12 protein-coding genes are annotated in these 13,038 nt (G+C 72.2%); 7 read left to right on the forward strand and 5 right to left on the reverse strand.

Features of this window, described 5'->3' with window-relative positions; translation table 11 throughout:
- Window positions 1-49: 49 nt before the first annotated feature.
- Complete coding sequence (locus LOK46_RS05595; RefSeq protein ID WP_273562862.1) at window positions 50-1,978, forward strand: propionyl-CoA synthetase; 1,929 nt, start codon at window positions 50-52, stop codon at window positions 1,976-1,978.
- 48 nt (window positions 1,979-2,026) lie between these two features.
- On the opposite strand, the gene LOK46_RS05600 is transcribed toward LOK46_RS05595, so the two are convergent.
- Window positions 2,027-2,500: a hypothetical protein gene (locus LOK46_RS05600; RefSeq protein ID WP_273562863.1), complete on the reverse strand. Its 474-nt coding sequence runs from the start codon at window positions 2,498-2,500 to the stop codon at window positions 2,027-2,029.
- Window positions 2,501-2,687: 187 nt separating this feature from the next.
- Between LOK46_RS05600 and LOK46_RS05605 the strand changes: the two genes are divergently transcribed.
- Window positions 2,688-3,806: an NADH:flavin oxidoreductase/NADH oxidase gene (locus LOK46_RS05605; protein ID WP_273562864.1), complete on the forward strand. Its 1,119-nt coding sequence runs from the start codon at window positions 2,688-2,690 to the stop codon at window positions 3,804-3,806.
- A gap of 272 nt (window positions 3,807-4,078) precedes the next feature.
- On the opposite strand, the gene LOK46_RS05610 is transcribed toward LOK46_RS05605, so the two are convergent.
- On the reverse strand, window positions 4,079-4,828 hold the full coding sequence (locus LOK46_RS05610; RefSeq protein WP_273564545.1) for a phosphodiester glycosidase family protein: 750 nt from the start codon (window positions 4,826-4,828) through the stop codon (window positions 4,079-4,081).
- A 234-nt stretch (window positions 4,829-5,062) separates the two neighbouring features.
- Between LOK46_RS05610 and LOK46_RS05615 the strand changes: the two genes are divergently transcribed.
- The 3 genes from LOK46_RS05615 to LOK46_RS05625 all read left to right on the forward strand — a co-directional run bounded on the left by LOK46_RS05615 (window position 5,063) and on the right by LOK46_RS05625 (window position 7,903).
- The gene (locus LOK46_RS05615; RefSeq protein ID WP_273562865.1) at window positions 5,063-5,587 is read left to right on the forward strand and encodes a hypothetical protein; all 525 of its coding nucleotides are present in this window, start codon (window positions 5,063-5,065) and stop codon (window positions 5,585-5,587) included.
- Between the two features lie 139 nt (window positions 5,588-5,726).
- On the forward strand, window positions 5,727-7,031 hold the full coding sequence (locus LOK46_RS05620; protein ID WP_273562866.1) for an MFS transporter: 1,305 nt from the start codon (window positions 5,727-5,729) through the stop codon (window positions 7,029-7,031).
- Between the two features lie 2 nt (window positions 7,032-7,033).
- Window positions 7,034-7,903, forward strand: a complete 870-nt coding sequence (locus LOK46_RS05625) for an amidohydrolase family protein (RefSeq protein ID WP_273562867.1) — start codon at window positions 7,034-7,036, stop codon at window positions 7,901-7,903.
- A 39-nt stretch (window positions 7,904-7,942) separates the two neighbouring features.
- Here LOK46_RS05625 and LOK46_RS05630 read toward each other — a convergent pair whose 3' ends face one another.
- The 3 genes from LOK46_RS05630 to LOK46_RS05640 form a co-directional block, all read right to left on the reverse strand.
- Window positions 7,943-8,140, reverse strand: coding sequence for a hypothetical protein (locus LOK46_RS05630; protein WP_273562868.1), 198 nt, complete (start codon window positions 8,138-8,140; stop codon window positions 7,943-7,945).
- Window positions 8,141-8,208: 68 nt separating this feature from the next.
- On the reverse strand, window positions 8,209-9,528 hold the full coding sequence (locus tag LOK46_RS05635) for an MFS transporter (RefSeq protein ID WP_273562869.1): 1,320 nt from the start codon (window positions 9,526-9,528) through the stop codon (window positions 8,209-8,211).
- Window positions 9,529-9,646: 118 nt separating this feature from the next.
- Entirely contained in the window at window positions 9,647-10,207 is a 561-nt protein-coding gene (locus LOK46_RS05640) for a cupin domain-containing protein (protein ID WP_273562870.1), read from the reverse strand.
- 167 nt (window positions 10,208-10,374) lie between these two features.
- Between LOK46_RS05640 and LOK46_RS05645 the strand changes: the two genes are divergently transcribed.
- Together LOK46_RS05645 and LOK46_RS05650 are read left to right on the forward strand one after the other, a co-directional pair.
- Window positions 10,375-11,709 carry an aspartate aminotransferase family protein gene (locus LOK46_RS05645; protein ID WP_273562871.1) on the forward strand — a complete coding sequence of 445 codons (1,335 nt, stop codon included), beginning with the start codon at window positions 10,375-10,377 and terminating at the stop codon, window positions 11,707-11,709.
- Window positions 11,710-11,936: 227 nt separating this feature from the next.
- The gene (locus LOK46_RS05650; protein ID WP_273562872.1) at window positions 11,937-12,998 is read left to right on the forward strand and encodes an SDR family oxidoreductase; all 1,062 of its coding nucleotides are present in this window, start codon (window positions 11,937-11,939) and stop codon (window positions 12,996-12,998) included.
- Window positions 12,999-13,038: the final 40 nt, after the last annotated feature.

Consider the following 13,038-nt stretch of genomic DNA (forward strand, 5'->3'; position numbering starts at 1 on the left):
ACTCTGCGGGCCGCCGCCGGAGAGCGGCCCGCGAGGAAACGCCGAACCGATGACGAGAGCCAGCCTGCCGGGCCGCTACCCGGAGATCTACGAATCGGCCCGCCGCGACCCCGAGGCGTTCTGGCTCGGCGCGGCGCGGGCCCTCGACTGGGCGCGGTCGCCGGAGCGGGCCTTCGCGCCGGATTCCGGCCCCTACGGTCGGTGGTTCCCGGACGGCACCCTGAACGCCTGCCACAACGCGGTGGACCGCCACGCCGACGGCGCCCGGGCGGACCAAGTGGCGATTCGCTACGACTCGCCCGTGACCGGGACCAAGCGCAGCATCACCTACCGGGCGCTGCGCGACGAGGTGGCGGTGCTGGCCGCGGTGCTGGCCGACCTCGGCGTCGGCAAGGGCGACCGGGTGATCCTGTACATGCCGATGGTGCCCGAGGCGCTGTTCGGCATGCTGGCCTGCGCGCGGCTCGGTGCGGTCCATTCGGTGGTGTTCGGCGGCTTCGCGGCCAACGAGCTGGCGGTGCGGATCGAGGACGCGGCGCCGAAGTTGGTGCTCGCCGCCTCCTGCGGGATCGAGCCGAATCGCGTGGTCGCCTACAAGCCGCTCCTCGACGCGGCGATCGCGGCCTCGCGGCACAAGCCGAAGGCCTGCCTGATCCTCCAGCGCCCGCAAGGGCCCGCGACCCTCGTCGCGGGACGGGATCGCGACTGGGGCGAGACCGTCGCGGCGGCCCGGGCGGCGGGGCGGAGCGCGGACTGCGTGCCGGTCGCCGCCACCGACCCGCTCTACATCCTCTACACGTCCGGCACGACCGGGAAGCCGAAGGGCGTGGTCCGCGACACCGGCGGCTACCTCGTCGCCCTGGCCTGGTCGATGCCGAACCTCTACGGCGTCCAGCCGGGCGAGACCTACTTCTGCGCCTCCGACATCGGCTGGGTCGTCGGCCATTCCTACATCGTCTACGCGCCCCTGCTGCACGGCTGCACGACCGTCCTCTACGAGGGCAAGCCGGTGGGCACGCCGGATGCCGGCGCCTTCTGGCGGGTCGTCGCCGAGTACGGGGTCGCGTGCCTGTTCACCGCCCCGACGGCCCTGCGGGCGATCAAGAAGGAGGATTCCGCCGGCGCCCGCATCGCCGCGTACGACCTCTCGGCCTTCCGTAGCCTGTTCCTGGCGGGCGAGCGCGCCGATCCCGACTCGGTCGCCTGGGCCGAGCGCGTGCTGGGCCGGCCGGTCGTCGACCATTGGTGGCAGACCGAGACCGGCTGGCCGATCGCCGGCAACCCGATGGGCCTCGGCCTCCTGCCGGTGAAGCACGGCAGCACCTGCGTGCCGATGCCGGGCTATCAGGTCGAAGTCCTGGACGAGGGCGGCAAGCCGGTTCCGGCGGGGACCATGGGCACGATCGCGATCCGCCTGCCGCTCCCGCCCGGGTGCCTCCCGACCCTCTGGGGCTCGGACGACCGGATGCGGTCGAGCTACCTCGCCACCTTCCCGGGCTACTACGACACCTCGGATGCCGGGGTGATCGACGGCGACGGCTACATCACGGTCCTGGGACGGACCGACGACATCATCAACGTCGCGGGCCACCGCCTGTCCACCGGCGGCATGGAGGCGGTGCTGGCGAGCCACCCGGACGTGGCGGAGTGCGCGGTCATCGGCATCCGCGACGCGCTGAAGGGGGAGGTGCCCTGCGGGTTCGTGGTGCTCAAGGCCGGCGTCGCCCGGCCGACCGAGACGATCGAGCGGGAACTCGTCGCGAAGGTGCGGGACGAGATCGGCCCGGTGGCGGCCTTCAAGCTGGCGCTCACCGTGCCGCGGCTGCCCAAGACCCGGTCGGGCAAGATCCTGCGGGCGACCATGAAACGCATCGCCGATCACGAGCCCTGGACGATGCCGGCGACGATCGACGACGCGGCCGCCCTCGACGAGATCGGCGACAGCCTGAAGGACCGGGGCATCGGCGCGGCCCAGTAGGCCGCCGGACCGCGCCGATGGAGGGCTGACGGGTCGTCGCGACCCGCTTCAGTCCGCGTCGGCGCCGTCGTCGTCGGGGTCGATATCGACCGTCGGCGCCGGTCGCGTCGCGTCGGGTAGGTAGGCGCCCGGGGCCGGACCGGTGGCGACCGAGGCCGGCAAGCGCCGCGCGTTCGGCTCGGACGGGATCAGCGTCGCGGTAGCGGCCACGAGGCCGGCGAGGGACCGGACATCGTCCGGCTGACGCGGATCGCGGGAGATCAGCGCCGCTTCCTGCTGGAGGCGCAGGTTGCAGGCCTGCGAGGGCAATCCGCCCTGCGGCGTGCAGGCGTCGTGGCGCGCGCAGGCCGCGTCGAGGGCGTCGATCGGCGGGAGCGGCGCGTTGTTGCCCGGCCCGCAGTAATTGCCGTGGATCAGCATCTTGGGTCCGCCGAAGGCGGCCGGCTGGGCCTGCGCCGCGCCCGCGAGGGCGGCGCAGCCGGCGGCCAGGACGAGCGGTACGGCGAGTCTGGTGAGCATCATCTGGACCTCGGGCGATCTCGCCCCCTCAGGCGGTTCGCGTCGATTGCCGCGATGCGGCGACAGGCGTGGAAACGGGCAGCTACATCCGCAAGTTCCCGCAACGCCCGCCCGCAGAGGTGCTCTGCCGCACTGCACTGGCCGCCGCGCCCGTCCTGGGCCACAGTGGCCCTTCCACCAGGAGTTGCCGATGACCGCTCGCCTCTTCGAACCGCTGACGCTCGACGCACTCACGCTCGAGAACCGCATCCTCGTCGCGCCGATGTGCCAGTACTCTGCGCGGGACGGCGAGGCGACCGACTGGCACATGATGCACCTCGGCCAGCTCGCCATGTCGGGGGCGGGCCTGCTGACCCTGGAGGCCACCGCGGTCTCCCCGGAGGCACGAATCACTGCCTGGGATCTCGGCCTCTACAACGACGGCTGCGAGCGGGCACTGGGCCGGGTGCTCGACGCCGTGCGCGAGTACGCGCCGATCCCGGTCTGCATCCAGATCGCCCATGCCGGCCGCAAGGCCTCGAGCGAGGCCCCATGGGCCGGCGGCCAGCAGATCCCGCCTGAGCACGCCTACGGCTGGCGCACCGAGGCGCCCTCGGCGGTCGCCCACGGGGAGGGCGAGGTCCCGCCCCACGCCCTCGACGCCGCCGACCTGAAGCGCGTCCGCGACCAGTTCGTGGCCACCGCCAGGCGGGCCGTGCGCCTCGGCATCGAGGCCGTGGAGCTGCACGGCGCCCACGGCTACCTGCTGCACCAGTTCCTGTCGCCGATCGCCAACAAGCGGACGGACGCATACGGCGGCAGCCTCGCGAACCGCATGCGCTTCCCCCTCGAGGTCTACGACGCGGTGCGGGATGTCGTCCCCGCCGGCAGCCCGGTCTGGCTGCGGGTCTCGGCCACCGACTGGGTCGAGGACGGCTGGGACCTCGACGAGACCATCGAACTGGCCCAGGCCCTGAAGAGGGCCGGGTCGCCGGCGCTGCACGTCTCCACCGGCGGCGTCTCGCCGAAGCAGGCGATCAAGCTCGGGCCGGGCTATCAGGTGCCCTACGCAGAGCGGATCAAGGCCGAGACCGGGCTCACTACCATCGCGGTCGGGCTGATCACCGAGGCACAGCAGGCGGAGACGGTCCTGCAGGAGGGCCGGGCGGACGCGATCTCGCTCGCCCGCGCCATGCTGTACGATCCGCGCTGGCCCTGGCACGCCGCCGCCGAGCTCGGAGCCCGGGTGCGCGCGCCCAAGCAGTACTGGCGCTCGCAGCCGCGGGAGTACAAGGACCTGTTCAAGGACACGGCCTTCGGCCAGCGCTGAGGACGGCCGCCGCGCGGAGGGTCCCGGGGGGCGGCGCACGAGCCGCCGCGGACGTCTTCCCTCTGACCGAAGCGTCATTCCGGGGCGCCGCGAGCGCGCCCGGGATCTCGAACTATCTCAGGTGCCGAAGCGCGGCGCCCCGGGCGAGCCCGGGACCCGGGTTCCGCCGCGCGGCCCCGGGATGACGGCTCGGACGTCGCGGAAGCCGGCCCGATCGGTCAACGGGATCGAGAGCCAAGCTCTCTGCCGCCACGGAAGCCCGGAACTGCCCCTCAGCGTGGCAGAGCCCCGACCAAGGGTCCGAGAGGGCGGCTGATATCCGAGCGGCCGAGGTTCGGCGCGTAGAGGCTGGAGACCGAGCCGTCGAGGAACAGGGCGTTGCGGCAGCCGAGATCGTCGCGGAACAGCCGCGCGAAGGCCCCGAAGGTCACCGGGCGCTCGGAGATCGCGAAGATCGCCACGTGACCGTCGCCGGGCACGCCGACGCCGTTCCGGATCTTCTGGCTCGGCCCGTCGGCGGCGATCTTCGGGTGGACCTGCCCGTCGATCACCAGCATCGGCCCGGACTGCGTGGCGAAGTCCGGCCGGATCTTCGCCCGCAGGTAGCGGGCGGTGTCGATCACCCCGGCGCGCTCGCCCTTCACCCAGAAGATCCCGTTGGGCTTCAGGTGGAAATTGCCCGGCCCGTCCGCCGTGGAGACGCGCTTCAGCTCGTGCCCGTCCTCGACGTAGAGGCCGACCGGCGCCTGGTCCTTGTCGTACATGCCGGCATTCATCGCGAAGGCGAGGCGGCCGCCCTGCTTCTCGGCGAGGGTGCCGAGGGCGCCGTAGGGCTTGCCGTCGTCCTGGAGCCAGAACATCCGCAGCCGCTGTTTCCGGAGGTCGATGGTGCAGACCGTGAAGGTCTCACCCTGCGCCTCGACCGCCCGGCAGGGCTCGGCGGCGGCCGGAGCGGCCGCCCGGGCCGGGGCCGCGAGGGCGAGCAGCACGATCAACAGGGCGTGAGCCGGGCGCAGCATCATCATTCAATCCATGCCGATCGGAGGCCGCGATTCGGGGACGGCGAAGCTCGATCGGCGCGCCCTTCGCTCCGGAAAGCGGCGAATTTCGTGTCCGCGCCGCGCCGGGATGCGTCTGTACGATGTCGGGATGGGGCCGGGTGCGTCTCGCGGCCGCGCGCCGCGGGCGTGGCTGGACCGTTTTGCCGGTTCAGGCGTTCTTAGCCGTAGAGGGCGTGTTTCCACGGAGATGACGTGATGAAGGGTGCAGTGCTCGGCTCGACCCTGCTGGCGGCGGGTGCTCTGGCCTTGGCGCCGGCCAGCGCGGACGCGCGCGGTTTCGGCGGCGGCGGATTCCATGGCGGCGGCTTCGGCGGCGGCTTCCACGGTGGCGGCTTCGGCGGCGGCTTCCGGGGCGGCGGGTTCGGCGGGTTCCGCAACGGCGGTTTCGGCGGCGGCTTCCGCGGCGCCGGCTTCCGTCCGGGGGGCTTCGGCTACGGCCGCGGCTTCTACGGCCGGGGCTACGGCTATCGCGGTGGCTACGGCTACGGGCTCGGCGGCCTGGGTCTCGGCGTCGGGCTCGGCCTCGCGGCCGGCGGTCTCTACGGCGGCTACGGTGGCTACGGCTACCCGGGCTACGGCTACGGCTACGGCGGCGGCTACGCCCCCGTCGGCTACGGTTACGGCGGCGATTACGGCTACGGTGGCGGCTGCTACACGGTCCCGCGGGTGCGCTGGACTCCCTACGGCTACCGCCGGGTGCTGGTCGAGCGCTGCTACTGAGCGCCGATCGACCGCGAAAAGAACGGGACAGGCCGCCTCCGGGCGGCCTTTTCCTTGCGCGTTCCTTGCGTGACCCGCCGCATCGTTGGACAGCTCAACCCGGGACGCTGATACTGGTATCGGGCGGCGGGAGGCGGTGATGAGTTCAGCAACCGGACAGGGGCCCACGGGCGTGGACGCGGTCGAGATCCGCGACGCCAGCCTCACCGCCTTCTACCGATCGATGACGCCGCCCGAGCGGCACACCTTCTGGGCCTGCGCCGCCGGCTGGTGCCTCGACGGCATGGACTTCATGATCTACCCGCTGGTGATCGGGACGATCATGGCGCTGTGGCACGTCGATGCCGGCACGGCCGGGCTCGCCGCCACGGTGACGCTGCTGGCCTCGGCGCTGGGCGGCTGGCTCGCGGGCTTCGTCGCCGACCGGATCGGCCGGGTGCTGACCCTGCAGATCACGATCCTCTGGTTCTCGCTGTTCTCCCTGCTCTGCGCCTTCGTGCAGAACTTCGAGCAGCTCCTCATCGCGCGGGCACTGCTCGGCCTCGGCTTCGGCGGCGAGTGGGCGGCCGGCGCGGTGCTGATCGGTGAGACGATCCGCGCCGAGTATCGCGGCCGGGCGGTGGGCTCGGTCCAGTCCGGCTGGGCGATCGGCTGGGGCCTCGCGGTCCTGTCGCAGGCGGTGCTGTTCTCGGTCCTGCCGCCAGAGACCGCGTGGCGCTGGATGTTCGCGGTGGGCGCCCTGCCGGCGCTGCTGGTCTTCTACCTGCGCCGCTACGTGAAGGAGCCGGAGGTCGCCGCCGAATCCCGCGCCCGGGCCGCCGCCACGGGCGACCGGCCGCAGATCTGGGAGATCTTCTCCGGTCCGATCCTCAAGACCACCCTGCTCGCCTCCCTGGCGGCGGCGGGCTGCCAGGGCGGCTACTACGCGATCACCACCTGGGTGCCGCGCTTCCTGACCACCGAGCGCCACCTGTCGATCGTGTCCTCCACCGGCTACCTCGCGGCCCTGATCATCGGCTCGTTCACCGGCTACCTCGTGGGCGCGTGGCTCGCCGACCGGCTCGGCCGGCGGCCGCTCTTCCTGATCTTCTCGCTGGGCGCCATCGCGGTGATCGTCGCCTACACGCAGATCCCGCTGTCGAACGGCGTACTCTGGGTGCTGGGCTTCCCGCTGGGCTTCTTCGCCTCCGGCTACTTCTCCGGGATGGGCGCGTTCCTGACCGAACTGTACCCGACCCGCCTGCGCGGCTCGGGGCAGGGATTCTGCTACAATTTCGGCCGCGGCATCGGCGCGCTGTTCCCGGCGCTGGTCGGCTACCTCGCGGAGCGCGCCGGCCTCGCCTCCGCCATCGCGATCTTCGCGGCCGTCGCCTACGGGATCTTCTTCCTGGCGGCCTTCGCGCTGCCGGAGACGCGCGGCAAGGTCCTCCACGCGGATTCCTGATCATGCCCGAGATCCGAGACTGCCCCGCCCCCGACCCGCATCCGGAGGGCCCGACCCGCTTCGCCGTGCCGGACGGCGCGGTCGACACGCACGCCCACGTCATCGGCCTGCCGCCGGACTATCCCCTGGTGGCCGACCGCAGCTACACGCCCCCGGCGGCGCCGGCCGAGCGGTACCTCGCGATGCTCGACGGGACCGGCATGGCCAACGGCGTGCTGATCCAGGTCAGCGTGCACGGCACCGACAACCGGCTGATGGTCGAGACGCTGCGCGCCCACCGGCGGCGCCTGCGTGGCGTCGCGGTAATCCCGCTCGGCCTGCCCGACGCGGAGCTCGCCGCGCTGAAGGAGGCCGGCGTGGTCGGCCTGCGCCTCAACGTCCTGTTCGGCGGCGGGGTCGGGCTCGAGGCGGTCGAGTCCTACGGGGCGCTCGCCCGCGAGATGGGCTGGCACCTCCAGTTCCTGCTCGACGCCCGGGAGCTGCCGCCGATCGCCGGCCGCCTGTCGCGGCTGCCCGTGCCGCTGGTCTTCGACCATATGGGCCACATGCCGACCTCGGCCGGCCTGGACCATCCGGGCTTCGAGGCACTGCTCGGCCTCGTCGCCGACGGCAACTGGGTGAAGCTCTCGGGCGCCTTCCGGGATTCCGTCACCGGGCCGCCCTACGCGGACACGATCCCGTTCGCGCGGGCGCTCAACGACGCCGCGCCGGGACGCTGCCTCTGGGGCTCGGACTGGCCGCACGTGGCCGCCTGGGACGGGCCGCCGCGGACGCGGGAGCTCCTCGACCTGATGGCCGACTGGGTGCCGGACGCGGACCGACGCCGGATGGTGTTCGTCGACAACCCGCGGCGGCTCTACGGCTTCGGGTAAGGGCGGACCGAGGCGCGGCGGGCGCGCGGGACGCCGCCGTCAGACCCGCAGGTCGACGCTCTGGCCCTGTCCGGGAGGGGCCGGCGGGCCGGCGCTCGCCGCCTGGGCGGCGCTGTCCGCCACGAGCCCGGCGACGGCCTTGTCGGCCGACAGCTGCTGCTTGGCGACGGCGATGCCGATCTGCTGGCTCTGGGACGAACCCAGCATCTGGACGGCGGCTGCGGCGATCGAATCCATGGGGCCGATCCTAGACCTCCGGTCTGAATCCGGCGTTACCCGGATCCGGCGCCTTTGACCGGTCGCGCTCACCCGTCCAGGAAGCCCCGCTGCCGGGCCCGGTAGCCGCCGATCGCCGTGACGCACACGAACGACACGCCGGCCAGCGCCGTGCCGAACACCGCGATCGGCCACCAGTGGCCCTGGAAGCGCTCGGCCAGCACGGTGCCAACGATCGGCGTCAGGCCGCCCGCGAGCGCCCCGCAGAACTGGTAGGCGATGGAGATCGCCGTGTAGCGCACCCGCGTCGGGAAGGCGCCCGCGAGGTAGCCGGCGATCACCGCGTAGAACGTGGCGCTGCCGATCACGTTGAGGGCGAGGCCGAGCACGATCAGGGGCACCGACTTGGTCTCGACCAGCCAGAACAGCGGGTAGGGGGCCAGCATCGCCCAGACCAGCGTCCCCTGGAGGAACAGCCGCTCGTTGCGGATCACCTCCGCGATCCGGGCGCCGACCGGGGTCATCATCAGCTGGACCACGGCGGCGATCAGCAGGGCGTCGAGGATCGTCGCCCGCGCGATGCCGAGATACTGCGTGGTGAACGCGATCATGAAGGTGTTGAACAGGTAGACCGAGGCGATCGCGAAGGTGTTGGCCCCCGCCGCCAGCAGCACCGGCTTCAGGCAGGTCGTCAGCACCTCGCGCACCGGCGCCGGCGGCGGCCCGCCGGCGGCCCGGGCCCTCTCGAAGGCCGGCGATTCCGCGACGCCGAGGCGGATCGCGAGCCCCACGCCGAGCAGCAGGATGCTGACGAGGAACGGCACCCGCCAGCCCCAGGTCAGGAAGCTCTCCTTGTCGAGGAGGCCCGCGAGCCGGAAGGCCAGCAGCGACAGGATCTGCCCGGCGGGGCTGCCGAGCTGCGCGAAGGAGGCGAAGAAGGTGTTGCGCCCGGCCGGCGCGTGCTCGGCGGCCATCAGCACCGCGCCGCCCCACTCGCCGCCGACCGCGAGCCCCTGGATGAGCCGCAGGACCACCAGCATCACCGGCGCCCAGATCCCGATCGACGCGTAGGTCGGCAGCAGGCCGATACCGGAGGTCGCGATGCCCATCATCACGAGCGTCGCCACCAAGGCGCGCTTGCGCCCGAACCGGTCGCCGAGATGCCCGAAGATCAGGCCGCCCAGCGGCCGGGCCAGGAAGCCCACCGCGAAGGTGCCGAAGGCCGAGAGCGTCGCGATGTAGGGGGATTCGGTCGTGAAGAAGAGCGGCCCGAACACCAGGGCCGCCGCGGTGCCGTAGATGAAGAAATCGTACCACTCGATCGTGGTGCCCACGAAGGCCGCCAGCGCCGCGCGCGCCGACTGGTTCTGTCCGGGCCCGGTGGCCGGGGCTGCGGTCGTGACGGCCATCGATCCTCGCGCGGCATTATGAATTCAAACGCCGCCCTGCATGCGCCAGTCTGCCGGCCGACCGCAACGCCCGCACGCGACAGGGCGGGCGTTTCATCCGCCGCAGCCCGGCTCCGCCTCAGAAGCTCGGCGGCGTGCAGGCGCTCACCACCTCGCACGGATTGGGACCGACGCAGCGGAACCGGTGGGGGCGGCGGCTGTCGAAGCTGTAGGCGTCGCCGGGGCCGAGGATCCGGCGCTCGGCGTCCACCGTCACCTCCAGGCGGCCGGAGAGCACGATGCCGCCCTCCTCGCCCTCGTGGGAGAGCGGCACCCGGCCCGTGTCGGCGCCCGGCTCGTAGCGCTCCTTGAGGATCTGGAGCTTGCGCCCGAACAGGCTGTCGCCGACCTGCTGGTACGAGATTGCCCCCTTGGCGGCCCGGCGGCCGATCTCGGTCAGCTCCTCGGCGGCGAAGAACGCCTTGCGCTCCGGCTCCGGCTCCAGGGCGAAGAACTCGGCCATGCCGATCGGCACCCCGTCGAGGATCCGCTTCAGGGCGCCCACCGAGGGATTCACCCGGTTGGCCTCGATCAGCGAGATCGCGGAATTGGTCACCCCGGCCCGCTTGGCCAGCGTCCGCTGCGACAGGCCGTGGCGCGCGCGCACGAAGCGCAGGCGCGCGCCGACATCGATGCTCATCCGGCCGGACCCCGTTTCAGGTGTTGCGGATCCCGCAACGGTGCCACCCGTGGCCCCGGTCCTGCAAGGGGTTGGCGGCGACCAGAAAAGGACTTGTTGCCCGATCGGCGAAGGTGTCCCCTGGTCCCGCCGCCCGATCCGCGCCGCCTGCCCCGGAGAACCGCCCCATGACCGACCATCCGCTCCGCAACACGCCCGCGATGGACGCCTTCTGGATGCCGTTCACGGCCAACCGCCAGTTCAAGGCGGCGCCGCGCCTGCTCGTCTCGGCCGAGGGCATGCACTACACCGCCGATGACGGCCGCAAGATCCTCGACGGCTCCGCGGGCCTCTGGTGCGTCAACGCCGGCCACGGCCGCCGGGGCATCGCCGCCGCGGTGGAGCGCCAGCTCGCGACCCTCGACTTCGCCCCGACCTTTCAGATGGGCCATCCCATCGCGTTCGAATTCGCCGAGCGCCTCGCGGAGATCGCCCCGGGCGGCCCCGACAAGCGCCTCGACCGGGTGTTCTTCACCAATTCCGGCTCGGAATCGGTCGACACCGCCCTCAAGATCGCGCTCGCCTACCAGCGGGCGATCGGGCAGGGGACCCGCACCCGGCTCATCGGGCGCGAGCGCGGCTATCACGGCGTCGGCTTCGGCGGCCTGTCGGTCGGCGGCATCGTGTCGAACCGGCGGGTCTTCCCGCAGCTCAACGGCACCGACCACCTGCGCCACACCCACGACCCGGCCCGCAACGCCTTCGTGAAGGGCCAGCCCGAGCACGGGGCGGAGCTCGCCGAGGATCTGGAGCGGCTGGTGGCGCTGCACGGGGCCGAGACCATCGCGGCCTGCATCGTCGAGCCGGTGGCGGGCTCCACGGGCGTGCTGGTCCCGCCGAAGGGCTACTTGGAGCGCCTGCGCGAGATCTGCACCAAGCACGGCATCCTGCTGATCTTCGACGAGGTGATTTCCGGCTTCGGCCGCCTCGGCGCGCCCTTCGCCACCGACTTCTTCGGCGTCGTCCCCGACCTCGTGACCAGCGCCAAGGGCCTCACCAACGGCACGGTGCCGATGGGCGCGGTCTTCGCCAGCCGCGCGGTCCACGACGCGCTGATGCAGGGCCCGGACGGGATCGAGCTGTTCCACGGCTACACCTATTCCGGGCACCCGATCGCCTGCGCGGCCGGGATCGCGACGCTGGACATCTACCGGGAGGAGGGGCTCCTCACCCGCGTCGCCGACATCGCCGACGACTGGGCGGCGGCGATGCACGACCTGCGCGGGCGCAAGAACGTCATCGACATCCGCACCATCGGACTCGTCGCCGGCATCGAGCTGGCGCCGCGTCCGGACGCGGTGGGCAAGCGCGCCTACGAGGTGTTCGTGGACTGCTTCGAGCGCGGCCTGCTGACCCGGGTGACCGGCGACATCATCGCGCTGTCGCCGCCGCTGATCATCGAGCGCGGCCAGATCGGCGAGATCGTCGACATCCTCGGGGCCGCGATCGACCGGGTCGCCTGAGGGCGCACGTCTTTGCGAGCGAAGCGAAGCAATCCAGGGTAGCGCCACGCTTGCTGATGTCGCGCAGCCCTGGGTCGCTTCGCTGCGCTCGCGATGACGGGAGAGGTCTCGCGATTACACAACCCTTGCGCGCCGCACAGGCGTCCCCGCCGCCCGGCGGGGTTGTGACGACATCACCCGTGCCCATCTGCCCCGGACCCGGATTTGGGCCGGGCGCGAGGGTTTCCATGTCGAACACCGCCCTGATCGTCGGCGCCAGCGGGATCGTCGGCAGCGCCACCGCGGCGCTGCTCCACCGGGAGGGCTGGACGGTCGCGGGCCTCGCCCGTCACCCGGTGCAGCAGGACGGCGTCGCGCCGGTGGCCGCCGACCTGCAGGATCCGGCCTCTCTGGAGAAGGCGCTGGCCGACCTCGCCCCGAGCCACGTCTTCCTGGCGACCTGGCAGCGGCGCCCGACTGAGGCGGAGATGATCCGCGTCAACCGGGCGATGATCGAGAACCTGCTCGACGCGCTCCGCCCGAAGAAGAGCGTCCGCCACGTCGCCCTGGTGACCGGGCTGAAGCACTATCTCGGCCCGTTCGAGGCCTACGGCAGAGGCACCCTGCCGCAGACGCCGTTCCGCGAGGACCAGGGCCGCCTCGACATCGAGAATTTCTACTACGCGCAGGAGGACGCCGTGTTCGCGGCCGCCGCGCGCGACGGCTTCACCTGGAGCGTCCACCGCCCGCACACGATCATCGGCAAGGCGGTCGGCAACGCCATGAACATGGGCACGACGCTCGCCTGCTACGCCACCCTGTGCCGGGAGCTGGGGCGGCCCTTCATCTTCCCGGGTTCGGCCGCGCAGTGGAACGGCCTCACCGACATGACCGACGCGCGGCTCCTCGCCCGCCAGCTGCTCTGGGCGTCGACGGAGCCGAGGGCCGCCAACGAGGCGTTCAACGTCGTCGACGGCGACGTCTTCCGCTGGAGCTGGATGTGGGGCCGGATCGCCGCTTGGTTCGGGATCGAGGCGGTGCCGTTCGACGGCACGCACCGGCCCCTGGAGCCGCGGATGGCGCAGGATGGCCCGGCCTGGGCGGAGATCGCGCAGCGCTACGGGCTGGCCGAGCCGAACCTCGAGAAGCTCGCCTCGGCCTGGCACACGGATGCCGATCTCGGCCGGCCGATCGAGGTCGTCACCGACATGAGCAAGAGCCGCCGCCTCGGCTTCACGGCCTATCAGCCGACCGACGACGCGTTCTACGACCTGTTCGGCCAGCTCCGCGCGGACCGGCTGATCCCCTGACGAAAGATCACGCCGTCATCACGAGCGTAGCGAAGTGATC

Origin of the sequence: Methylobacterium sp. NMS14P (genome assembly GCF_028583545.1) — a bacterium.
Taxonomy (GTDB): Bacteria; Pseudomonadota; Alphaproteobacteria; order Rhizobiales; family Beijerinckiaceae; genus Methylobacterium.